At 47.5% G+C, this 24,303-nt stretch carries 24 protein-coding genes; 12 read left to right on the top strand and 12 right to left on the bottom strand.

The genetic code is table 11. The features are described 5' to 3' along the window. The first annotated feature begins 23 nt into the window (after nt 1-23). Nucleotides 24-212, top strand: a complete 189-nt coding sequence (locus POTG_RS03835) for a hypothetical protein (RefSeq protein ID WP_036644118.1) — start codon at nt 24-26, stop codon at nt 210-212. A gap of 17 nt (nt 213-229) precedes the next feature. Here the strand turns inward: POTG_RS03835 and POTG_RS03830 are convergent, their stop codons facing one another. From POTG_RS03830 to POTG_RS03810, 5 genes are all read right to left on the bottom strand, one after another. Next, complete coding sequence (locus POTG_RS03830) at nt 230-466, bottom strand: hypothetical protein (RefSeq protein ID WP_036644116.1); 237 nt, start codon at nt 464-466, stop codon at nt 230-232. After that, the gene (locus POTG_RS03825; protein WP_036644113.1) at nt 450-653 is read right to left on the bottom strand and encodes a hypothetical protein; all 204 of its coding nucleotides are present in this window, start codon (nt 651-653) and stop codon (nt 450-452) included. Before POTG_RS03825 ends, POTG_RS03830 begins: the two co-directional genes overlap by 17 nt. 76 nt (nt 654-729) lie before the next feature. Next, entirely contained in the window at nt 730-1,377 is a 648-nt protein-coding gene (locus POTG_RS03820) for a DUF3885 domain-containing protein (RefSeq protein ID WP_009223486.1), read from the bottom strand. A gap of 66 nt (nt 1,378-1,443) precedes the next feature. Next, on the bottom strand, nt 1,444-6,693 hold the full coding sequence (locus tag POTG_RS03815) for a polymorphic toxin-type HINT domain-containing protein (RefSeq protein ID WP_157273304.1): 5,250 nt from the start codon (nt 6,691-6,693) through the stop codon (nt 1,444-1,446). Nucleotides 6,694-6,739: 46 nt separating this feature from the next. Next, on the bottom strand, nt 6,740-9,916 hold the full coding sequence (locus POTG_RS03810; RefSeq protein WP_157273303.1) for a hypothetical protein: 3,177 nt from the start codon (nt 9,914-9,916) through the stop codon (nt 6,740-6,742). Between the two features lie 461 nt (nt 9,917-10,377). Between POTG_RS03810 and POTG_RS03805 the strand changes: the two genes are divergently transcribed. The 7 genes from POTG_RS03805 (at nt 10,378) to POTG_RS03770 (ending at nt 17,011) form a co-directional block, all read left to right on the top strand. Next, nucleotides 10,378-11,841: a potassium/proton antiporter gene (locus POTG_RS03805; protein WP_009223483.1), complete on the top strand. Its 1,464-nt coding sequence runs from the start codon at nt 10,378-10,380 to the stop codon at nt 11,839-11,841. A 365-nt stretch (nt 11,842-12,206) separates the two neighbouring features. Continuing rightward, on the top strand, nt 12,207-12,623 hold the full coding sequence (locus POTG_RS03795; RefSeq protein ID WP_009223482.1) for a hypothetical protein: 417 nt from the start codon (nt 12,207-12,209) through the stop codon (nt 12,621-12,623). Nucleotides 12,624-12,724: 101 nt separating this feature from the next. Next, on the top strand, nt 12,725-13,435 hold the full coding sequence (locus tag POTG_RS03790; RefSeq protein WP_009223481.1) for a lantibiotic protection ABC transporter ATP-binding protein: 711 nt from the start codon (nt 12,725-12,727) through the stop codon (nt 13,433-13,435). 1 nt (nt 13,436) lies between these two features. Continuing rightward, nucleotides 13,437-14,168: a lantibiotic immunity ABC transporter MutE/EpiE family permease subunit gene (locus POTG_RS03785; RefSeq protein ID WP_009223480.1), complete on the top strand. Its 732-nt coding sequence runs from the start codon at nt 13,437-13,439 to the stop codon at nt 14,166-14,168. 1 nt (nt 14,169) lies between these two features. Further along, complete coding sequence (locus POTG_RS03780; protein WP_009223479.1) at nt 14,170-14,934, top strand: lantibiotic immunity ABC transporter MutG family permease subunit; 765 nt, start codon at nt 14,170-14,172, stop codon at nt 14,932-14,934. Between the two features lie 32 nt (nt 14,935-14,966). Further along, the gene (locus tag POTG_RS03775) at nt 14,967-15,626 is read left to right on the top strand and encodes a response regulator transcription factor (RefSeq protein WP_036644107.1); all 660 of its coding nucleotides are present in this window, start codon (nt 14,967-14,969) and stop codon (nt 15,624-15,626) included. Continuing rightward, entirely contained in the window at nt 15,617-17,011 is a 1,395-nt protein-coding gene (locus POTG_RS03770; RefSeq protein WP_009223477.1) for a HAMP domain-containing sensor histidine kinase, read from the top strand. Before POTG_RS03775 ends, POTG_RS03770 begins: the two co-directional genes overlap by 10 nt. Before the next feature lie 404 nt (nt 17,012-17,415). On the opposite strand, the gene POTG_RS03765 is transcribed toward POTG_RS03770, so the two are convergent. Continuing rightward, complete coding sequence (locus POTG_RS03765) at nt 17,416-18,816, bottom strand: helix-turn-helix domain-containing protein (protein ID WP_009223476.1); 1,401 nt, start codon at nt 18,814-18,816, stop codon at nt 17,416-17,418. Between the two features lie 175 nt (nt 18,817-18,991). Here POTG_RS03765 and POTG_RS03760 point away from each other — a divergent pair, with 175 nt between their 5' ends. From POTG_RS03760 to POTG_RS03750, 4 genes are all read left to right on the top strand, one after another. Then, nucleotides 18,992-19,327: a helix-turn-helix domain-containing protein gene (locus POTG_RS03760; protein WP_009223475.1), complete on the top strand. Its 336-nt coding sequence runs from the start codon at nt 18,992-18,994 to the stop codon at nt 19,325-19,327. A 37-nt stretch (nt 19,328-19,364) separates the two neighbouring features. Continuing rightward, the gene (locus POTG_RS03755; protein WP_036644105.1) at nt 19,365-19,709 is read left to right on the top strand and encodes a helix-turn-helix domain-containing protein; all 345 of its coding nucleotides are present in this window, start codon (nt 19,365-19,367) and stop codon (nt 19,707-19,709) included. A 146-nt stretch (nt 19,710-19,855) separates the two neighbouring features. Further along, on the top strand, nt 19,856-19,996 hold the full coding sequence (locus POTG_RS23575) for a hypothetical protein (RefSeq protein WP_157273302.1): 141 nt from the start codon (nt 19,856-19,858) through the stop codon (nt 19,994-19,996). Between the two features lie 5 nt (nt 19,997-20,001). After that, a complete protein-coding gene (locus POTG_RS03750) occupies nt 20,002-21,234 on the top strand; it encodes a hypothetical protein (RefSeq protein ID WP_009223473.1) in 1,233 nt (410 codons plus the stop codon). Nucleotides 21,235-21,347: 113 nt separating this feature from the next. On the opposite strand, the gene POTG_RS03745 is transcribed toward POTG_RS03750, so the two are convergent. The 6 genes from POTG_RS03745 to POTG_RS24605 all read right to left on the bottom strand — a co-directional run. Further along, on the bottom strand, nt 21,348-21,680 hold the full coding sequence (locus POTG_RS03745; RefSeq protein ID WP_009223472.1) for a nucleotide pyrophosphohydrolase: 333 nt from the start codon (nt 21,678-21,680) through the stop codon (nt 21,348-21,350). A 179-nt stretch (nt 21,681-21,859) separates the two neighbouring features. Continuing rightward, complete coding sequence (locus POTG_RS03740) at nt 21,860-22,324, bottom strand: DoxX family protein (protein ID WP_036644103.1); 465 nt, start codon at nt 22,322-22,324, stop codon at nt 21,860-21,862. A gap of 41 nt (nt 22,325-22,365) precedes the next feature. Further along, a complete protein-coding gene (locus tag POTG_RS03735; protein ID WP_009223470.1) occupies nt 22,366-22,827 on the bottom strand; it encodes a DUF2269 family protein in 462 nt (153 codons plus the stop codon). 6 nt (nt 22,828-22,833) lie between these two features. Then, entirely contained in the window at nt 22,834-23,448 is a 615-nt protein-coding gene (locus tag POTG_RS03730; protein ID WP_009223469.1) for a TetR/AcrR family transcriptional regulator, read from the bottom strand. A gap of 217 nt (nt 23,449-23,665) precedes the next feature. Beyond that, nucleotides 23,666-24,052 (bottom strand): retropepsin-like aspartic protease, encoded by a 387-nt coding sequence (locus POTG_RS03725; RefSeq protein WP_009223468.1) that lies wholly within the window; start codon nt 24,050-24,052, stop codon nt 23,666-23,668. A gap of 2 nt (nt 24,053-24,054) precedes the next feature. After that, the coding region (locus POTG_RS24605) for a hypothetical protein (protein ID WP_232282217.1) at nt 24,055-24,303 on the bottom strand (249 nt) is incomplete at its 5' end.

The following is a 24,303-nucleotide window of genomic DNA, read 5'->3' as shown; positions in this document are numbered from 1 at the left end:
AATTAAGAAAGGAGGTACACTTCATGGATAATAACGATCATGGAAAACCCTTCTCTCATCTAGCCGATCCGCACGGCGCCAAGGCGCATTTTGATACGAATGAACATAAACTCCACTCCACTGGAGTGCCCGGGTTGTTAAGACAAATCACTAATTTGCTGATTTTAGTTGGAGTTATTGCTGTAATTATTGTGATAAGTAGAATTCTATAGATGACGACCGTTGGCTTTCAAAAAAGCAACTTTCGGGGAAATCCCCTTACGGTCGGCTCAAAATTAAATCTCAAAACAAATCTCTTTAGATTTTCAATATCTTCAGTTAACCATTGCTCAGTATCAATTACCCCAATTACTTGTTTAGTAGCTCGAGCTATGGATTTTTGGAGAAGTTTAAACTCTGTTTCTATTTTAAAAATTACTTCTTCACCAACTTTTTTCTTCACAAAAAACTCAACGCCACTTTTCACGATTTTTATCCATAAAGTTAAACTCAGCTATGGCACCTGCGTCAGCTTTTTCAAGCGTCTTTACAACAAAGTCGTCCCAATATAACTCAGGAAAATATATATCCTCAATTTGAAAATAGATTTGTCCTGTAATTATTCCAGAATTACTCATCTCTATAGTTGATTCATTAACAATAACACTAAGCATTTACGCAACTGACCCCTTCATCCGGCACTGGCTGGGGTACAAAAATGCCTTTGAGGGAATATCCTCCAAGGACTTATCAAGAAAATATTTTATCTATTCGACTGCGGTCATAATCTAATATCCAGTTATTATATTTTTCATAAACTGCTCTTAACGTCTTTGTATTATCTGCTACAACATCCATTCCTCTGTCATCGTAAACATAAAATATGGATCTCTTCGTTTCATTGACCACAAAGATATCTCCAATAACGCGCGGCTCGTAACCAATTTCTCGATTTGCAATTGCACCTAGTAATTCTTCTAACTTCAAATCTTTCACTTTCACCTTTGTGCAATATCGTAACGTAATAGTATCGTCGTCGTTATTGTCATCCGGGTCTTTGTAGCGAAACTCTTGCTCTAGCTTGTCAATATTTTCATATCTGACTCCAGACGCATACGTGAGAAATAGTTCATAAACATCCTTCTCAAAAGAAGCAACCGGATTTTCATCCCAACTATCAACAAAAACCGTTAGATATACGTCATCAGTAGGCTGATTAAATTCGTTAAATATAGACAATGCCCTATGAACTACTCTTTCGATCCTACTACTCTCATTAAGATTTCCCCCTAGTTCAAATCTAATTGCAATTTCCGAACTGTAAAAAAGGGGGTTTTTTAATTGAAGCCCTGGAAACGTACTCGATAAAAACTCATCTAATTGTTTATTATAACCCATTTATACACCACCCATGATATGTGTATGACGGAAGGGGGGGACATTCCCCTCCCTCCACCAAATGCATTAATTCAGTTTGATTATCATACCGGTCTGACTCTTATGCTTATCAGTAATCCAGTTACCGTACTCATCTGCGTCCGCAACCCAATGCAGTTCTTTACCTTTCTTTACAAATACCTTGTAAGCAGAGCCGCCATGACCAGTGGTATCTTTCGCCCACCAGTACCCATTACTGTCTTGATAGGCTTTTACTTTTTGCCCATGGAAATTATAGGTTAATTCTGCTTGTGCATTTGATTTAATATCCCACTTCTTAGTTGTATTAGGCGTACTGCAAGCATTATGTGTCCAAATACCTATGTTAGAAACAAAATACGTATGGAAGTCCTTTACCTTGAAGTTGTAAACCGTAGCATGCTCTTTCTTAACCTCAATGTTCTCAATTGCTAGTTCTTTACCATCTGAGGTTGTCAAAACATCTCCCACCGTTAGATGCTGTGCTTCCACCCAACCTTTGCCGACAATCCAGAACGGATGCTCGTCAGTAGTCGTGATGACTTCTCCGCCAACAGTGATATTATACGTTTCCTCAACATCACGTTGGAAGAGCCACTCGACTTCCTTGTAAGCAAGCTCACCAGTTTCATCGTCTTTGGCCAGAACTTTGTCCCCTACCTCGATTTCCTCGATAGGTTTCTCCCCTTCGTCTGTAAGAACCTTCGTTCCGCTTGTAAAGCAGTTACACGCTTTCTCTACTTTTTTTGTATATTTAATAACTTCCTTACCTGAGTCTATTGCCTTTTCTGTCTTTTTGACAACTTTATATGCCTTGAAAATGGGAATTATCTGAATAAGCGTCCCAGCTTTTTCAAGACCACTTGCATCTTTGCTCATTAAAGTTTTCGCATCATCCAGATAAACAATATCAAAGGCTTGTTGTCCTCCCTTGATCTGCGCATCAAGGTTCGTCTTACAATTTTTCATGTCCGCAGCGCAAGTTAACGAAGGAGTTGGTCCCATAGGCATGATATACTGCCCACTCGGATCCACATAAATCAACGGATTATTCTCCACATACGAATACCGGTTCAAACTTAGCGGGTTAGCAATGCTGCCTTGGTACGGGTCCTTGGACACGAATCTTCCCGCGTTCGGATCATACCAACGAGCTCTAAGATACTGCAGATCCGTCGTGTTATCCCAATACTCTCCCGAATAACGGAAGACGTTCGGAACCGTCTCTTCTTCGGTTTCCGGGTTGCCCCAGATGTCGTAGGTGTAGGTGTTGAGTTGGTTGCCCTGGCTGTCGGTCAGGCCAACGACGTCGCCATGTCCGTTGAGTTGGTAATACTGCACCTCGCCCGTAGCCTGATCTACGCGGGACCATAGACGACCGTTTAGATCATAGATGTAGGTATAGGTCACGCTTGGTGTGCCGCCGCTGACGTTGGCCTCGGCGATCAACTTCGCTTCCTCATCATAATAATACCGGGTTCGGTTATCCCCTTCTACACGCTCATAGAGTAAGCCGTCCCCGTTATAGACATAGCTCACTTCTTTGCCATCTTCCAGTTTTACCTTCGTTAAACGGTTCAGACTATCGAAGGTGAAAGTCGCATTCGTTAAGCCCCGAAGGTCCCGGCCCTCCACATTCAGTAAGTTACCGCGTTCATCATAAGCGTACCTTTTGTTCTTTAACCCGCTTTCTGTCTGAATTCGATTCAGCGGATCGTACGTAAAAGTATCGACAGCACCGTTTTGTGTACGGCTGATGATGTTCTTGTTAAGGTCATATTCATACTTAAACGTATGCCCCGTGGCTACACTCATCTTGGCCAAGCCATATGCCGCTTCGGTTACGGTCGCGGAGTTCTCTTTTGCGTTTACAGCCGCTTTCTTTGCAGTGACCGCAGCTCCAGCAGTTACCGTCATCTCCGTCAAGTCATAACCTTCATAGCTGTAAGACGTACTTGGTCCGTTAACAGACGCACCTTGTTCCAGCAATCCATTGGCCTTGTAATCAAATGTAATCTGGTCGATTTCCGACAAGGCCGTTGGGGCAGCCGCCAACGCGGACTTCCTAGTCCCCGCTGCATTTCGCACTACACCCAATGTGCTGACCCGGTTCATTTTATCTAACGTGTAGCTTGCGCCTGCCGCTTTTCCATTGGCGTCCGTCAGCGTATATCCCGTACGCATTTGTTTGTTGTAGGTATAGTCGATACGCGTGCCATCCGGATACCGAATGGACGTTAATGAGCCATCCATCGGATCGTAGCTGTATGTCGTACTCCCCGTGGCATCGGTCATCCTTGTACGTCGGCCCATCGCGTCATAGGCGTACTGAATCGTTTGATCCGGGGCCTGGATTTTTGTAAGTAAGTTATCGCTGTTATATTGATACTCCGTAAACCGGCTTGAATGGTCTAACGATTTGATCAGATTCCCTCTTGAATCATAAAAATAAGCTTCCACCAAATGTTCTTCGTTCATTTGACGAATCAAGCTGCCCGCTTCGTTATACTCTTTTTCCACGTAAGTGTTGTCTGGGTACTCGATCTTGATCAAATCGCCGGCCAAGCTATACGTATATTTCGTAACACGTTGCTCCGGGTCGGTTATGGCCACAAGCCGTCCTAATGTGTCATACTCATAAAGGGTTTGCTGCCCCTTGCCGTCCGTCACGGACAGTGCATTACCTTCCAGATCATAAGTAGCTTGTTGCAATGGGGTAAAGGCACCGTTCTTCCATTCTTCCACGGCTAGAGTGTTCCCCAGCAAATCCAGCTTCTGCCGCTGCTTAACTCCTGCAGGGTCCGTGTAGGTTACCGTGCGATTCACCATATCATAGCTGGTTTCATCCTGCGACCCGTCAGCGTAAAGCGTCTTTGTTAGTCGATTGAACCCGTCATAAGTGAATTTTGTGATGTTTTGTTCGGCATCAATTTGTTGGTCCAAGTTCCCTGCTTCATCATAGGTGTATTCAAAAATGGTGTCATCCACCACTTCTTTAACCAAAAAGCCAAATGGGTCGTACTTCTCCAAGGTGACGATGCCTTCTGGTCCAGTCGTTGTGACGGTATTATGGTCATCGTCATATTGAACCGTTGTCTGGGTCTGATCGCTGTACAGCACCTTTATGACTCGTCCAAGCGCATCGTACGTGTAAGTCGTGACGGCTCCTGCCTCATCTTCCGCCGTAAGAAGATCACCCGCGGCCGTATAGGTAAAATTCTGCTTCGTTTCAGTGTATGTTCCGTCAACCGCGTGAATGACCATCGATTGCTTGGTGAGCAATTGCTTCCCGTAAGGAGATGCATAAGAAAAATTAACTGTATTCGTCCGCTTATCGTCCTTAACCTTCTTTACTAACGGATTGCCGTAATTATCATATTCCCAATCGGTTTGAGCCAGCAGCTTGCCGGTAGCGCTATTTTCTCTTACCGAGGATTGAGACACGCTTCCCTGGTCATTGTATTGGAAACGCTTGATTCGCTTTTGTCCATCCCTGATCTTGGCTTGAACCTGATTCGGCAGAGACCAGAAGTAAGGAGCGGAGGAACTGGCATACTCGTAAATCGTCTCTTGTCCCGTACTCCAGTTTTCCGATAACACTTGCCCCTGTTCATTGTATCGGTAGGTTACCGTCAGAGGCTGCGATTCGCTGCCTCCTTGCGAATAGTTTTCAGAGACCTGCACAGGCACATTCCAGCCCGTCGTATCATCATAACTAAATTGCCGCTTATATCCCGTAGTCGCTTCTTCGCTTCTCTGCTCATCAAGATACAACCGATCCGGTTGACCGCTACCGTGAAAAGCCTTCCGAAACTTTAAAGTATCTGTGGTGCGAGCTTCCTTAATAGTTGTTGTCCAGGCTGCCGCCTGACCAAAGCTGTTCAAGTCTTCACCGGAATAACTAAACTCCACAGGGCGGAGAACAACATCTCCTAGCGGTGTCGAGTAGACGTTTTTGCGCTCCTTCGCTTTAAAAACAAAATCTGTTGCATACTCACCGATTTGCTTGCGGGCGGGTACGTAATCAAACTCGGTTGTTCCTGAAGCGGGATAGATCACACGCATCAAAAGGGCCGAATGCTTTACCGGCTGCTGCCCCTCCTGATCCTTTAATGCCGCCAAGAAATTATAGCGAGACTCCGGATAAGAATAGAAATATTTGGTACTCCGGCCCAGCGCATCTTTAACCTCTTTCAAAACAGGTTGGCCGTCATCGACTGCCGTGTAGTACTCCATTTTCCGATCTGTACCCGTCTGGGTTACGGTAACCCGTCCCGCTGCATATGCGAAAGTCAATTCATTCCCGTCACTGTTCTTGATTCGGGACAGAACCTTTGCGTTATTTTGCGCGGTATAGTGGAATTCAACCTGATTTCCATAGTTGTCGGCAATCAGAATGAGATGGCCTGAAGCGCTGAAATAATACTGATTCCCGTTCAGCACCGAAACCTTCGTGTCGCTGGTTAGACCTCCAACCGTCTTAGTTGCATCCGCGGTCAGCAACAGGTCTTTCCATGGATACCCTTGCAGCTTCAGATCATCCGATATTGAATAACGCCCAATTCCCGGAAAATCCAAAATCCGCGTTCCTTCCCGTTCTTCGATGAAGGGAAGTGCCCATCTCCAGCCCCGGCCCAGCGCAGAATCCCGCTCTTCCCGACGGACGGCCGTCCGGTTCACAACCACTCCGTTCTCCAATGCAACGCCGATTTCCTCGCTGGCCCGAGCGCTGTCATATATACGCGTTAGTCCGAAAGGAAGTGCCCCGGGCAGGGTCAAATCCGTGGCGCGAAGCTTCACGTCGCCAGTAGCAGCGTCAACTGAATCCTCGGCGTAACCCATTTCATACATCGAAGATTCATCTAGCAGCGACAGCTGCTCGATAGCCGATTGATCGTAATCGGCGGCAGCGGCGGATACTGCTGGAAGGCTGGCCACCTGCGCCGAAGGTTCTTTCGCCCACCCGGACGTCAGGGCCGAATCCATAGCTTGTTCGATCTCCCACGCTGGCTTGAACTGAGAAATGGCCGTTTTATAACCGTCCTTTCCGCCAAGTAATGCCTTATAAATCTGATAAAGTGTGTATCCTTTGGACAGCTGCTCGTCCATCCAGTCTTCATGAACGTCAAATTGACGCATGATCCCGGATACAGTCAGGAAATCAGCGGAAGCCGAGGAACCGGCTGTTGTATTCTCCGTTCCTCCGCGATCCGCAGTAGCGCCAAAAGACACGGCCTCCAATAAACCCGTGCTAATCAGTGATATACATAGCACTAGGCCCATGACTTTCTTAAACATCCTTGATCACCCCGTGAGTTTTATATTTGGTTCAATTGCCCTCACTTTACTGGAACGGAAATACTTTTTTCGTTCGATATTTCAGATTCCCATTCGGGTCATAGTCGTAAATCAACTTGTCTCCAGTTGGAAACACAATCTCTGTGAGCCGTCCATCCGGACGATAATTAAATTTCGCTTCCGGAATCACTGTCATGATCGACGCCATCAATTGCAGTTCAAGTGGAAGAGCGTTCTTCTCCTCAAGTCTCAAGTAGTACGTCTTGCCGGCCTGAAGATCAAACTCCAGAACGGTGTAATCGAGTCCGAACTCCTGCTCCTCCTCACTGCTTGAGGCAAGCGCCGTACGCAAATCCGGTTGATCGTACAACGTAAGGATCGGTTGAATCGCAAAATTTTGCAACTCTTTGGTTGCAAAACGGTAACGTCCTGTTTCAGGAGCCGTAAATCGGTAATAGCCACTCTGTCCGGCTTCTTTGTACACGTACAAAACCTGACGGTGCAACAAATCCTCAAACACGTACTCCTGTCCGTCCACAAATTCGAAGTTGCGGTAAGGAGCCGTGAAGAGAACCGCGTTAGCCGAAGTCGTCTTCACTTGGATCGTCCCACCTGCGGGAACACCGTACGAGGTCGCGGTTTTATTCCCTTGCCGGACGATGTTTCCGTTTGCATCCAGAATCGTGAAGTCAAAGTACCGGTTAGCCGAAGTGTTGGCGTTGGTCGTCAGCTTCGCCTCAAAGCTGCCGATGTTTTTGAAACCGATCCGTTGTTCCGGTTCCAGTACGCGTTTCAGTAGTGCCGGTTCAGCGCTTGGACTTGCTTGAAAAGCTTGTCCGTAGGTGAAGGTCACAGAACGATCCGATGTTACCGTAACCACGACCTGGCTGTTCGCTGGAATGGAGAGATTACCGTCCTGATCAAATTTAGCCGTTTCCGGTGTACCGTCCGCCCGGTAAATTGCATAGTCATACCACGCTCCAAGACTTGCCTTCGCATCGCTCATCAAAGTCTGAGAGGAAGCTTGCAGGTTGGTAAATAGATAGCTTTCGTTTTGGTATAAAGTCACTCGTTTAATCGTCGGATCCTCGCCCGATTCACCTGTGAACGAGGTGTATACCGCTCCGAATGTAATCGGAGACGTCAACGGGGTTACCGCAATGGAGTAGCCTGCTGGAACTTGCACAGACATATACCTGCTCGTCGCTTCACTGTGCACTGTCCCATCCGGACGCCGGATGACATAGGCAAACTCATTCGTATTCATGGTGGCGTTACTGTACAAGAATTCTGTTTCATTGCTAATATTTTTATAGGTATAAGCATTGCCCGGAGCAACCGTAGCCCGAAGTAATGCAGGATTCGCCGAAGAAACTACTGTGATCGTATCCGTATAAGAGATCGTCACCGGGCTCGCAGATTGGCCTGTAATAATCGCATACCCCCCGGCGGGAATCGTCACATTCCCTGTCTCTTCAAACGATACGTTATAGACGCTGCCGTCAGTGCGGTAAACGGCGGCGTCATATATGCCTCCAACATCCCGCGCATCACTGTTGATAACAATCGACTTTGAGCCTGAGTTACTAAACGTATAAGACTCGCCTAACCGAACGATCTGTTTGGAGATCGCCTCCCCGGGCTTGTCCTTCCACGAGAACAGGCGATAATTCGCACCGAAGGTTACCGGAGCCGAAACTGCCGTAACAACAATCGAGTTCCCGCTAGATACCTGAGGGTCTGTATACGTATTTTCCCTTTTCCCTTGCTGCGTTCCGTCTGGATAGTACTCTACCCAATCAAATCGGTTGCTGGAGGTCGCATTGGAACGCAATGTACGAAGTTTAGAAGAAATATTCGTAAATTCGTAGCTCTCTCCTTGCGAGAGAGTTACCCGGAAATGGGATGGCTCCGCACTGGCTTCAGCAGAAAAATCGTCCGTATAATCAAAAGTCACAGGGACCGACCCTTGCACGGTAATAATCGCAAACCCGCCGGGAGGCAGCTGCGGTGTGCTGATCGAGTCAAAGCCTTGGGAGGAGTAGCTGCCATCCGCCTCATAAACGGTATAATCGTACAGACCATCCACCTGTCTGGCATTGTTATTCACAGGATTACGAAGGGTGCCGTTATTGGTGAACTTGTAAGAAACACCGGGGGATAACGTTACCCGGCTTATCGCGTCATCCTGGCGATTCCCGCCCATAAAGGATCTGTACGGGGCCCCAACCCGAACCGGATTATTGGTGAGAAGGGTTAGCGTCACATACCTTCCCACGGCAACCAAAGGCATGGTGGAGGTATTCGTCCCCCGTGAGGTTTCCGTACCATTCGCGTCATAAACTACATAGTCAAATTTGTCTTTGGTGGTTCCAGAATGTTCAATTCGATCCGATTTCGTGCCTACGTTTGTAAACATGTAGCTCTCTCCCGGATACAATAACACGCTGTCATAGGCTGGTTCATCCGTTTCATAACCAATAAAGCCTTCATATGGAACACCAACCGTTACAGGCTCATCCGATGCTCCAGTTAGAATGATCGAATCGCCAACGCTGAAGGATGGTTTGGTATACGTATCAAAACTCGACTTTTCTAAAGAACCATCTTCTCTATAAACCGCGTAATCGTAACGTTTCCCGTTTGCCGAAGTCGCATCACTCATAATGGATCGACCTGCATAAGCTTGATTGGAAATGAAGTAGCTCTCTCCTCGGTGCAGCGTTCTTTTTAACAGGGCAGGAACCGGGGAGTAAGCATATGATAGTTCCGAATTAAAACTGACAGTCAGAGGATAAGGATAATCCACAGTAATTACCGTGGTTCCCCCTTTAGATAGCACGCTTGCACTGCCAGTATGGGCGAGATCGTCATAGGTTACCTTTCCTTCACTGTTGTAAGAAACATAATCGTAGCGAATATCATTGCTGGACTTGGCGTCCGTTGTAATCGAGATTGAGCTGGATGTATCGTTTGTAAATCGGACGCTCTCCCCCGGATAGATGACTAATTCCGTCTTCTCAACTGCGAGCAGATAGACGCTATTCGTTACGGTATATACGTCCGTAGTCACGGATGGGCTAGAATTGTGTTCAAGAGGTGGCTTTGCCTCCTCAAGGGAATTCCACCTGGATTCTCCTTCTGCCCTTAGCGACACCGGCCCCAAACTTCCTAAAAACAACAGGGCGGCAAAACAAGATAATATTGCCTTGTTTACCCTCATACAAATTCCCTCCAATTCCATATTAAGGGTTTATTCTCCCTTATTTCTTATCGGATCTCCTATATAATTGATAAATAGGGATAATGTACCTATATATCCCAACTCAACACCATTACCTCCCTTCGCCGAACCGTGCTCTTTTCATCGCATTGCCTATAATTGCAATAAAAAGAGCCACGATAAATCCATCGCAGCCCTGCAAGGTTAATATTTTGTGATCGACACTATCATTTTAGGCCCTTTCAACAGCTTCCATCGGTCAATAAACGGACATGCAAAGGACAGGAGGCGGCCAAAAAGCGGACTTATTTGCGAAAACATTCACTATATCATGAATCTAGGTATGGATTAAATAAACACGAAAGGTCGAAAAAATCGGTACGAGGCATATAAATGAATTGTCGAGCACCTCAACGAAAAGTTAAAATATAGTTATCAAGCAGATAAAGGAAGGTGATCGTTTGCCCTTTACCATCGACAATACGATTCTTCTCTTCTCCCTGCTGTTGTTCATCGGAGTGTTTACCACCAAGTTTTCCTCGCGGCTCGGCTTGCCTTCCCTCGTTTTCTTTATTGTCGTCGGCATGATCCTAAGTAAATTTATTTACTATGACAACGCCGTGATCACCCAGCTTTTTGGCATCATGGCACTGATTGTCATCTTGTTTGAAGGCGGGCTGCAGACCAAATGGCAGAACGTCCGTGGAGTGTTGGCTCCTTCCTTGTCACTGGCGACCCTCGGTGTTGTTTTGACCACGCTTGTCATCGGGGCCTGCGCGAAATACATCCTGGATGTCAGTTGGCTGGAAGGCATGTTGTTTGGCTCGATCGTCGGTTCGACGGACGCCGCGGCTGTATTTGCGGTACTAGGTGAGAAAAATATCAAGCAAAGGCTCACCTCCACCCTTGAAGTCGAATCCGGGTCGAACGACCCTATGGCCGTCTTTTTAACCGTCTCGGTCATCCAACTGATCCAATCACCGAACGCCAGTATGTTCACGATGATTTTGAGTTTTTTCTGGCAGATGGGATTGGGGCTAGCGATGGGCTTGCTCTTAGGAAAAATCGCGGTTTGGTGCATCAACAAAATCAACCTCGACTCCTCTGGGCTGTATCCCGTGTTAGCAATGGCTTTTGCGATTTTCACCTACAGTTCCACGTCTCTGCTCAAAGGGAGCGGACTCCTTGCCGTCTATGTCATGGCGATGTGGGTTGGCAATTCAGATCTCACCTACCGCCACTCCATCTTCCGGTTTAACGAAGGCTTTGCTTGGATGATGCAAATCCTCATGTTTATTCTGCTAGGACTTCTGGTCTTCCCCTCTGATCTCATTCATATCATCTGGCAAGGCATGGCGTTATCCATCTTATTGATGTTTGTCGCCCGGCCGATCGGTGTCTTCCTCAGTACGATGTTTATGCAATTTAACGTGAAGGAGAAGATTCTGATCTCTTGGGCCGGACTACGCGGCGCAGTGCCGATCGTGCTGGCCACCTATCCACTCATTGCCGGCATTGAAGATGGGCACCTCTTTTTCAATGTCGTCTTCTTCGTTGTGTTAACCTCCGCTTTGATCCAAGGAGCGACAATTTCCCCTTTAGCGAATCTTCTGGGCCTGTCCGAAGGCAAAAAAACCATTGTTCCTCATGCGCTAGAGCTTGTATCCATGGGGAAAACCAATCACGAAATTGTAGAAATCCAAGTGAGCGAACATTCCGCCGCAGACGGACAAGAGCTCAGGCAGCTTAAAATGCCGCAAGATTCGCTGGTCAACGCGATTATCCGCGACCAGAAAATGATCACCCCAAGGGGCCACACCCGCCTGCAAGCCGGTGATACCTTGTACGTTCTGGCGCGAAAAGGACAAACCGAGGAAATCAAAGCGCTGTTTCACGAGCAGGTGCTATTACAGGAGAGTAGTTGAGAGAGAGGGAACAGAACATCTGTGAAGAAATGACTTGGTATCCATTTTCCTATGCCTTATACTAGATTTGGTTGTTAATATTTGGGAGGGCGTAGATGGATAAATGGGTGGAGTATCAAGTTACGCACGAATTGTGAGGCGGGAAATTTGAGGAGAGATAAGAGCGTTGATGTTTTTCTGTGTATTCTCTTCGGTATTCTTACGGGATTAATGCTTGGAACCAGCGAAAATTACGGAGTCACGATATTGTTAGGGTGCATTTTTGGGTTGCTGACTTTTATTTACGCGAAGCTCCCCTCTTCGAAGACTCCAAATGATCCAAAGGAACAGAGTGAAAAAACGGAGACGAAGGAGCACTAACCAATATGAAACGAAGAACTATGCTGCTCTTGATTCCCCTAGGGATTCTCGCCATGATCGTACTCTTCCTCAAACTGTACCCCACGATGGTCAAAAACACGAAATATGATCTCCAGCTCGGGTTTGTCCAAAACCAAGAATTCCCCAGAATCAACGATCCTTCGGATCACTTTAAGAACAACACCGGGCTCATCGCCATGGCCATCTATCCGGACAAGAAGGAAAGCTTGCGGCAGGCTCAGCTATATGTCACCAAACGCGGAGACAGTGAAATCCTTCAGGTTGAGAAAATGAGAGAGACAGCGAACTTAGCGGCCTTTGAAATGCGGCTGAACAATCTGCAGTGGGAACCCGGAGAGTACACCTTGTACTTCAAACGCGGCACGGATATTCAGATGAAGCTTGATTTTACGTTGAAGTAAATCAAGCTTCTTTTTTTTCGAATTAGCTCCGCAATCCTTATCAAATTCTTATAATTCCCCCTTACCATAGGTTCCAGAATGGATGAAAAGGATGAGTACACATGAACAACAACCTTATTCTGCAGACTCGGAACCTAAGCAAAACCTTTAGAGGCCAGCAGGCGGTAAACAACGTTTCCCTCTCCATTCAGGAGAACTCCGTTTACGGGCTGCTTGGTCCCAACGGGGCCGGAAAATCCACCCTTCTTAAAATGCTGACCGGCATGCTGCGGCCGACTTCCGGCGAGATTGAATTTTTAGGCGCCCCCTGGTCACGCGAACATTTATCCCAAATTGGCGCTCTCATTGAGTCGCCTCCGCTCTACGAAAACTTAACCGCCCGCGAAAATCTCAAAGTACGGACTACACTTCTTGGTCTACCGGATACTCGAATCGACGAAGTGTTGCAGACGGTGGGTTTAACGAACACCGAAAAAAAACGCGCCGGCCAGTTCTCCATGGGAATGAAGCAGCGACTGGGAATCGCCATTGCCCTGCTCCACCGCCCCAAACTGCTGATTCTGGACGAGCCGACCAACGGTCTCGACCCGTTTGGCATTCAGGAGCTGCGCGAGCTGATTCGCTCTTTTCCAAAGATGGGGATTACGGTCGTCTTGTCCAGCCACGTCCTGTCCGAAGTGGAGCAAATCGCGGATCACATCGGCATTATTGCCGGAGGCGTGCTGGCTTATCAAGAGGCAGTTACTCCGGGAGAACATCTAGAGTCCCTGTTCATGCAAATTGCTCGTGAGCACCAGAAAGGAGACGAATAAGATGCAAGCATACCTCCGTGCGGAATTTCTTAAAACCAAACGAACTTTTACGAGAAAACTAACCTGGTTGGCTCCTCTGCTAACCTTGTTGCTATGCACAGGATTGATGGCTGGGCCGTTCTTTCAAATCGCCAGCTACAACTGGTGGTATACCCTTTTGCTTCCCGGAGCGCTCACTTTGATGTGTACGGGTGTTATCCAAAAGGATAGCAAAAAGCTGAAATACCGGGCGATCTTCGGATTGCCGGTGTCTCTGTCGAAGGTTTGGCTCGGTAAAATCGGGGTTATCGCTGGGCTGCTTCTTGCTTCTTCGGTCATTTTAATGCTCGGAGTTGCGCTCAGCGGTCTGGTCTTCCCTGCTGGATTGACTTTGGCGGATCACGCCTTGGCCAGCTTGTTGCTCTTTCTGACCTTCCTATGGCAGATTCCGCTCTGTCTGTTCTTAACCGACCGTGTCGGAATGTTTGCTACGATGATTCTTAATGTGCTGGGAAACATCGCCTGCAATATTCTGTTTGCTACGACCGCTTACTGGTGGGCTGTGCCTTATGCGATTCCGTCTCGGCTGATGTGCGCCGCGATCGGCGTGCTTCCTAACGGATTGCCGGTTCCCGAAGGCGATGCCTTGTGGGACAAGAGCGTTATTTTGCCAGGGGTGCTGATCACGCTTGGCCTGTTCTTCCTGCTGTGCATCCTGACGATGCGTTTATTTCGCCATCGGGAGGCCAAGTAAGATGAGCTGCTACTTCCGTTGTCTCCGATCTGAACTTATCAAGCTCCAAAGACAACCGACCCTGTGGGTGCACTTGCTCGTCCCGCTGGCCGGGATTGTGATTTTCTTAGGTTATTACGCCTATACTCCGTTTACGCCGGCTTCTAAAGTGAGCGCTTATTTGCAGGTGCTTGCGGTTTCTTTTCCAACGATTATAGGTATCGTCTGTGCCATCGCTGCGGACCAGGAAGCTGCTGCCGGAAATTATCAACAGCTTCTCACCCTGCCGAACCGCCTCATCGCCCTGGCTGGTAAGCTGACCGTGCTTCTTCTGCTGGGATTTGGCAGTACGGTTCTGGCTTCGGTGGGGTTCGGAGTGGGCTTCCTTTATCTTTTGTCTCAATCGCCCTATGGGCTCGGGTTCTATTTAGAAGCTGCTTGCCTCCTGTTTGGAAGCAGTCTGTTTCTCTATGCCTTGCACCTCTACGTGAGTCTGCGATTTGGCAAAGGCGCATCGATCGGTCTCGGAATTCTGGAGAGCCTCGTGTCTGCCCTCCTGCTGACCGGCCTCGGGGATTACAACTGGATCTACATCCCTTGCGCCTGGGCTGCCCGGTTCGTCAGCCTTTGGATGCAGTACGGTGGCGCGAATGCTGTCTCCCTCCCGATCCCGGCGGAATCTTTGCTTGGACCCGGAATCCTTGCCTGCGTCACGGGGACCTTGGCGATCATGGTATTATTAGGAGTGTGGTTCCGGCGATGGGAAGGTACGAAGTCGCTGGAGTAAACTCAGATCTCATCAAAAAGAAGGGATTGAAGATGGCCCATATTCTTGCGGTAGATGATGATCCGGCCGTGCTGACCTTAATTCGGAATATTTTGCAAAAAGAAGGACATCTCGTCACAGCTCTCTCCTCTCCTTCTGAAGTGTTGGCGCTGCAATTGGGAAGCTATGACCTGATCTTGCTGGACGTGATGATGCCAGAGCTGGACGGGTTCACCCTCTGCCGGCAAATTCGCAGCAAGGTCGACTGCCCAATCCTGTTCCTGACCGCCAAATCCATGGAGAATGATCTGGTGGAAGGCCTGAGCATCGGGGCGGACGATTATATCGTCAAGCCGTTTGGGGCAGGCGAGTTACGGGCGCGAATTGCCGCCCACCTCCGCCGGGAAAGCCGGGAACGGCGCAGCGTGCTCTGCATCGGCGAAGTTCATTTTAACCTGTCGGGCAAGGAGATGCGGGTGCAGGATACCTTCATCCCGTTGACCAAAAGCGAATATGCGATCTGCGAGTTTTTGGCGTTAAATCGGGGGCAGGTGTTCTCGAAAGACCAAATTTATGAATCCGTGTTTGGATTCGACGGAGAAAGTGAAGCTTCCACCATCGTGGAGCATGTCAAAAATATCCGCGCAAAATTAAACCAAATGAACGTCAATCCGATTGAAACCGTGTGGGGGATAGGATACCGATGGAAGTAGCCCGCGTCACGTCAGGACCGAAAGAAACCAAGCTGCGTACGCTGTTTCTAAAATATTTAGCCGCTTTTTGTCTGGGAACGATTGGGCTTGCCCTGTTGCTATCCTTGATCTTTGTGGGGCTGCTGTTCACTGGAGCCGTTCTCCCAGCAGATTATGCCGAGAAGCAAGTGCAGGAGGCTAAGTCTCGCCTCATGGCGGGACAGGAGCTGCAGTTGGACGCCCCCTCTGCGTTGTACCAATTTGCGAAGTACACAGTAGATGGGAAGCTCTTGGAGCACAGCTTATCCGCCAAGCAGGGAGAGGCGGCGTGGAAGCGTCTGGAGGGCGATCAAGCGGCAGGTTACACTTTTCCTTATCATTATGTGAAAGTCACGTATGGCCAAGAGGTTTATATCTTCCGGTATTCTCTCGCCGCCCAGTTTAACCAAACGGCCCTGCGCCGCGTGCTGCCCAGTGCGGAACTGGCCTTTTTCGCCCTGTTCTGTGTCCTCTTTCTGCTTCAAGCCGTTCTGTTGGCCTCTTCGTTTGGTCGAAAGCTAGCCCGCAAAATGAGCGGACTGCAGGAAGCAACCCAGCGCATTCAGGAGCAGGAGCTGGACTTCTCCATCCAATACAGCGGGATCGCTGAAATTGACCAAGTGCTTAGGTCCATGGATCAGATGCGGGATGCCCTGAAGAGCTCGCTGGAGCAGCAATGGAACCTAGAGCGCCGCCGCCGGGCTCAAATCTCAGCGCTCGCCCATGACGTCAAAACCCCACTCACCATCGTTCGCGGCAATGTCGAGCTCCTCTCTGAAACGGAACAGTCGGACGAGCAACGGGAATACACCGAGTATATCGCCCAAAGCGCCCGTCAGATGGAAGCTTATATCAAGACCTTGATCGAAATCACGAATACGGAAACTGCGGCTTCCTATCAGCCCGTAAACCTCGATCTGAAGGAGTTCATCCATACGCTCGAAGCGCAGATGCAGGCTCTCGCCGCAGTTAAAGAGCTTTCCGTCGCAGTCCACTTCGTTGGCGAACTGCCAGACGAGCTCTATGCCGATCCTGTCTTGTTGGAGCGCGCCCTCATGAACGTCATCGCCAACGCCATGGATCACACCCCGGCGAAGAGTACAATCACGCTATCGGTGGAGGCTGCAGGCGATCGGATTCAATTCCGCGTGACTGACGAAGGCCCGGGCTTCTCGCCTGAAGCGCTCAAGTACGCCACCGAACAGTTCTACATGGGCGACCCGTCCCGCCGAAGCGACGGACATTACGGCATGGGCCTCTATATCACCCAGTTTGTTGCCCAATTACATGGAGGTGAACTGCATATCGCTAACTCCCCGGTGACGGGCGGGGGCGAGGTGACGATAGAGGTGCCGGTGAGGGGGTAATTAATCGGCGTTTCCGATGTTTGCATTCACATCTGTTCGAATCACAAAGGCAACTTCCTGGGTTTTGTCTCCCCAAGTGCATACCAGCCGAAAGCCTCGCAAAACCGCACCCGGTTCATAATCTTCGCTGGCCGAGCTTGCGTTTCCATAAGGGTTCGAAAAGAGCTCATACCTCGTAATCTGTCATGTTCATCGTTCTTTTCAATGAATTCACTTCCCGTGAGTTAGAGTAATATAGAAAAACCGATCTTATCTCCTCAAAGATAGGATCGGCTTCTATCATACCATAAATGTATAAATTTACCTTTATGATCAGTCACATTTCTATCCTTCAACCACCCAGCCCGTGAATCAAGGTCTGTACGATCGGAACGTTCCCCGCCGCCACAACGCCAATCCAGCCACTAAGCACGATCCACGATAATACTCTTAATCTCATAGCTCTTTTCCACCTCACAGAATAGATATTTGTACTTCTCTTGAACCTCCCTGGATGCCTCATGTCGGAACTGCTCAAACAACCGAGCATATCGAATCAACATCGATTCATGGTTGAACCTCAAAGCAAGCTCCATTCCTTCAAAAAGCTGCCGAACCCCCATCTCAACCCGCCGCGTGCGAAATTCGTATTGAGCCAATTCCCACAAATACCGGACGTACTGATCCGCCACAATCTGTGTATTGTAATGACCAAAACGGCATGACCGTTCTTTGTATGTCAGATGTGCCCCGAACCGCTCGAGCAGATGATCCACGTTCAACTCAAACTGGTTAGCCGCCTGCAAAATCCGGTACATCGCTGGAACAACCTCCTGCACATGCGATGCGACCCATTCCGTATAATCCGCCAGTACCTGTATATCGCCTGACATTAAGCGGTACACATAGGCATTGGCCCGGCCCCATTCCTGAAACTGTTCCACAACCCGTTGCTCTTCCTCGTCTTTCACGTCAATTCCATGTAGAGCGCCACCGCTGTATAAAGTCACATACTCCAAAGCCCGAGCATATTCTTGTCTGGCATCACACACATTCGCTCTCAACAAATACGCATACAACAGATAAAAAAGCTCCGTCCGAGACGCCCCCTTATCCATCGCCTCCTTCCGTTTTCGATTTACCCGATGGCGGTATTGAATCGTCGCTTTCTGCTCCAGCTTCTCTGCCAGGGATTCAACCCGATCCCACCGATGCAAAGAAGCGTACACATCCGCCAAATCCTTCAATGCATCTAGCTGAACCCCTTCGTCCAGTCGGTCCACATAGTCTTCGAACAAAACGGCGGCGCGCAAATTCTCCTCTTGATCTTCTCCGAGATGAATCGTAAACAAGCGATACCGGCTTAACGCCAATCGCTCGGAATGCTGGTACTTCTCGCATTCAGCAACACACTGGTACAGCAGAGCAGCTGCCTTTCTTTTTCCCTCTCGAAAAAACTGCTCCGCCATCTCAAACAACACTGGCATATAAGATAATCGATCCGCCACCGCCTGCACCAGTCGCTTCAGGCACCCCAGCTTGTTCAACTCCGCGCACCGCCGAATAAACGGGCCCAGCCGCCTCCAATGCAACGGCATACCACGCAGACATTCTTCTAAGTAAATCTCGTAAAGGGCCCCTTCCTCCAACCCCATCCCCTCCGTGATGAGATCCAAATTATGTATAGAAATTTGCCGATACCCGCTCAATATCGCACTGATCGTTCCTTGATTAATCCCGGTCATCTCGGAAAACTGCTGACGCGTCAGCCCAGACCAAATTAAATAGCTCTCTAACTCTTGTCTAACCGTGGTTGCAGGTTTCATGGGAATACCTCCCCCGCGTCCAAATCATCCTTTTCATCCTGATTGTATAGCCTTTTTTAGACACAGTCAATAAAAACAGTACTTATATATACTATTTTAAAATATCTATTTCTAGTATACTTATCTGTATTTGCCTAACCACCTTACCTACCCTTAAAAGAAGAGGTGGTAATCTATGAATCTACCAGAAATCGTTGGAAAACGAATTCGTGAATATAGAAAACAAAAGAACTGGACTCAAGAACAACTGGCTGAAGCCGCATCGCTTCACTACAGTTACATAGGCGGAGTAGAACGAGGGGATCGCAATATCTCGTTGGAGACGTTGGAGAAAATTGCTGTTGCCTTGGATGTCCCAGCTGGAGACCTATTTCGTACCGAAGTGGTACTCGATAAACAGCAGTTACTTGATGAGCATATGAAATTGGTTAGCAGCAGAAGTGCAGAGGAGATTGCGTTGATTACGAAGATCACGCGAGATGTGATTTGGGGGATGGGGATGAAGAGTTAGAAACTTTCTTAAAAAGCTTCCGCTCTGAGGTGATGTTGTGGCAGTTTTGCGCATTTTTCTAGGAAATCGAATCCGCGCCATACGAAATGCAAAAGGCCTCACTCAACAAAACTTGGCGGATTTGTCCGGTTTGGACTATAGATACATCGGAGCTAGTGAACGGGGAGAACGAAACTTCTCAATCAATACCCTGGAGAAGGTCCTCTCTGCACTAAAGATTTCTCTGAATGAACTTGCTTATTCGGGTGTTGAGCAGAGTGAAAGGGATTCTGTTCGGTGGGAAGCTATCGACCAGTTCATTGCGAGTACTGAGGGATTGGCTGAGGAGCAGATTGAAATATTACAGCGGGTGAATCGGGAAGTTTTGAGGGCGTTTAAATAAACCTTCTCATAGGGATAGTTACTAGTTATTTATAACGTAGATTGAATAGAAATCTCTTGCCCTCTATTTTTTCAGAATCTGCCACTTAATTGTATAAACATGGAAGTAGAGGTATAATAAAAAATATTTTAACTAAGGGTGAGATTATGGCAGCAAAAAAAGTGGAAGACTTATTAAATAACCCTGATATCGATGCATTAGTACAAGCTGTTGAAGAAGCGACTAGGGCCACTGTGATGAGTTCAACTCGGTTCATCGAACCAGCGGGAAATTTAAAGAATGGATAGAAGAAGTGGGACTAAACTCAACTAAAAAGATCGCTTGGTGGAGAAAGGTTTTTGGTGCTCAACCCGAAAGGTCGCCATTAAACAAGCAAAAGAGCCAGCAACTAATTGCTGAATTATCTCAACAGATCAATAATCTTAACGATATTCTGCATTCCGAAGATGACGCAGATATGAACTATAAATGGTCTTCTAGTGATGCTATTGAAACCGAGGACTCTGGGGAAGCAGGAGTTGGCTTTAAAGGATTACAGTCAAATCTTAAGGTTTCCGATAAAATCAAAAGCGATAGTAGTGTAGAAGTAACTGAAGCATCTCGTCGCTCAAAAGTAAATTACTTACATAGGCATATGCTTGATTTCCGGCGTTTATTTAGAGAAATATCAGAGTTGGCAGGAACTGATGCATTTCTAATGCTGGATGACTTATATCATATTAGAAGATCCGATCAAGCTAATGTATTAGATTATTTTCATAGAGCTACAAAAGGAAATCAAGTCTGGCTTAAAGCAGGAACAATAAGACACCGAACAGATTGGTATCTACATAGTGACCCCCCAAAGGGTCTAAAACTAGGTGATGATGCCGACGAGATAGATTTAGACATCACTTTGGAAAAGTTCTCGATTGCAAAAACGTTCTTATCCAATATTCTACATGAAATTGCTGAAGAGGCTGGAGCTCCAAGTCCTAGAAACATTATGGCCGACACCGCCATGGATAGATTGGTTTTGGCAAGTGGGGGAGTTGCACGTGACTTCCTAACTATCTTCCGTAGGTCCGTTGAAGTAGCACGTGAAAGGGGTGGAGGATTTAGAGGACCAAAAATTGGGGCAGAAGATGTCAATCGTGCCGCTGGTGAACATGACTCCTCTAAAAGAGAAGAGTTAAAAAGGGATACTAATGATGAAAGAGAACGCCTTGAAAGACTGTTTGAGAGTGTAAGAGAATTTTGTTTTAATACAGGGTCAAATTGCTTTTTAGTTGAACGAGATTGGAATCAAGATGGAGCAAAAGATATTGAAGAGTTAGTTGACTTGCGACTCATTCATCGTATTAATCCTAGAGTTACTGTTCGAGACAGAGCAGGGAGACTTTATATTGCATACATGCTAGATTTAAGCCAATATACTGGTGATAGGAAGCGACGTGGGCTTAATATGATCTCATTTTGGTCAAAAGATGGTTCTGAACAGTTAAGAAAAGCTAGGTTGATTTTTGCCGAGAGGCCGATAAAGTAAAAATTCCTGGGCATCCTTATTGGGATGCCTTTTTAACAATTCAATTAACTTAAGGATATTTACTTAATTTGTAATTTAGTTCAAAATCTTTATTATTTATACTATTCACACTCCTATAGCTCGTTATATTTATTCATTTTCCCAAAAGACTTGTCCACCGGATACTTCTCTCCATTCCGCCGCATCTTGTCCCGAATGATTTCCTCGATATTGAGGCCCAGCGCATCGGCCAGGTACACTGAGTAGATCAGCACATCGGCCAGTTCGTCGGCGATGTCTTGTTTCTTCTGCGATACGGCATCTTCGGACGTTCTCCACTGAAAATTCTCTAACAACTCGGACGCCTCAAGACTCAGTGAGATCGCTAAATCTTTCGGATTATGAAATTGCGCCCAGTTGCGCTCCTCCCGAAAAGCAAGCAGCATTTGGATCAGCTCTTCATTCATGTTTGTACTCCTATCATTCTGTCATTTGATTGAGCCACTCCATCCACGCAAAAAGAGGCGGTTCTCCCCTTCACTCGGGGCCCGCCTCTAGTCGTCTCTTGGTGTGGCCATGCTTTGGCCCTTGGTACATTCTTCCTAATACCAAGTTATTATAAAATGGAAAGTTCGTCAATTACCGCCTAAATACGTCTCATACTACGACGTCGTAAGTAATAGATCATAATCGCCAATGTCGCCGCCAAAAAAACAATCTGCATCAACGTACGAGGCAACAAAGCTTGATGAGCTTCCGTCGCCATGCCAGATAGGGCGTAGTAAACATTTGCCGGAAACATACAGATGAGGAGAAGCGAGAGACCTCCCGCCGCCCAAGTGACTGTCGGACGCCACAACAAACCAAGTGCCCCGGCCAATTCCAACACTCCGGTGAGCGTCACAATAAACCCAGGGTAAGGCAAAGCAGGCGGCACCATACTGATCAACTCCTCCCGCATCCCCACAAAATGAACGGTGCCGGTCAACACGAACATCGCCGCAACTCCGCCCCGAAGGGCGACAGGCCAAGGACGCAGTCGTTTCACTCCCGCCGCTCCCAGGACAAGAACCACCAGCGGGACAACGATAAGGGGGATGAGAGGTTCCACGCACAGACCTCCTTTTTATCATTTTCACAAAAATCGTGCCCTCAGAAACCTTTGGAGATCATCAGATACAGAATCCCAAGCGGAAGCAACGTCGCGATCGTCCCGTAAACCGTCCAATTCCGAGAAGCCTTATGGTAGGCTGCTGAAACGGTGCCCTTCTCGATACCATCGGCGCTGAGTCGAATCATTTTGCTTTGCATGGGAATGAGGATAAACAACCAAATCAATCCGCTCAAGGCAAACAAGCCGAGGGACACGGTAAGCCAATTCAGCCCGGCCAAAGAGTAGCCCAAGCCGCCCGTCATCATGCCGCCGGAAAGGACGATCAGGACCAGTCCAGGAATCGTAAAAATATAATCTGCGATCATCACGTTCTTAGCCGCATAGTGCATAATTTGTGGATTCCCCGTCCGGTCTGCCCGGATTTTCCAAAATGCCGCCGTGATGATATTTCCCACCAACAATAAGACACCTAATACATGCAAGGTTAACCATACTCCCATAACCGATCACCCTTTCTGTTCCCGTTTTCTGACGGGGTTCAAAATGTTCGTCATCAGTGAAGTTAAGTCCTGTGCATTAACCAGCGCGTGCACGTTCGGAATTCTGGCGCGAATTCGGAATCCCAGCGTCATGAGCGTGAACAACTCTGCGGTTTTGCCCGCCTCGACCGTGTCGGGAATAACGCCGTGCTGCTGACCCGTTTCAATCCAGATCTGAGATAAGTAAACGGTCCGCTCATAATACTGCTTCAGAGCCTCTGCAACGGTCGGGTCCTCTTCCTTGCCAAACAAATACACGAGCACTTTGTTGGTCACATTCTGCGGGTTTTCGAATTCAACAATGCTGTCCTTAATCTTCTGCATCGGATCATCGAAGTTCCGCCGACCTTGCTCAATCTCATGCATGAAGCGTCGGTTCGTTTCTTCAAGCCCTTCTTGCAGGATCAGCACAAAGATGTCGTCCTTGCTGTTGACATAATGGAAAATCGCGCCTTTAGACAGGCCAGATCTGCCCATGATGTCCTGCGTTGTAATCGAATGGCATCCCTTCTCCTGAATCAACTCTTTCGTTGCATCAATCAGCCGTCTTAACGTCCGTTGTCTGCGCTCCTCCTGTTTCAACTCGAACCCTCCGGAAAATTCTTCAAATTTGATGTATCTTCATTATAAATACCGACCGTTGGTTTGTAAATAGAGGGCTCCAGTATTTGTACTCTACAATTCTGTTTTTGATTTCGAACCACAATCCATTTACACAAAAAGAGGCAGTCCCCTTTGATTGGGAACCGCCTCATATTAATTATTGGATTATGCCATGCTTCAGCCAATAATTAATAACTTAACTGATTGACTCAGGTAATCTGAGTTCAAGCTTGTCCAAATCAACGACAAAACCGTTTGCTTGTAAAATATCCAAGCCTAGCAATCCCTGATGTGACTTAGGCAGCATGCCTACATCAACTTCGACTCGCTCCAATCTAAGAGAATCTATGATAATCTCGTCAAGAATTTTCGTGTAAAAAGGGACAGTTCCACCAATTCCATACGCCTCGTAAACCGGATCACCATTTTCATAAGTAACCCCAATTTTCTCCAGGACATCCGGACTGAATACCGTATGCGAAGAACCTGTGTCAACAATAACGTCCGAGATTTTCATAGATTGACTACGATATTGTACGGTCAGCTCTACCGTAAGCAAGTTGCCATCATAATGGATATCCATACTTAATGCCTCATTCTAACCAACGGGTTATTTCGTATATGGATGACACATTCTTCGTTTGAGGTGTGATACACAATCTGACCTGGCTCCACATTAAAGAACGCCTTGTTAGCCTCATGGTCAGGAACAGTTCTTACAGGGGCGACTTCTGTAACAATCTTCTTTCCCTCTTCCTCGCGATAATCAAGAACGGAAAGAAGGACGAATTGATCGGGAAACAGCTTTCTTACCTCCTGCCACTGCATCGTAAA

Source organism: Paenibacillus sp. oral taxon 786 str. D14 (assembly GCF_000159955.1).
In the GTDB taxonomy this organism is placed as follows: Bacteria; Bacillota; Bacilli; order Paenibacillales; family Paenibacillaceae; genus Fontibacillus; species Fontibacillus phoenicis.
This window is presented reverse-complemented; position numbering and strand designations above follow the sequence as displayed.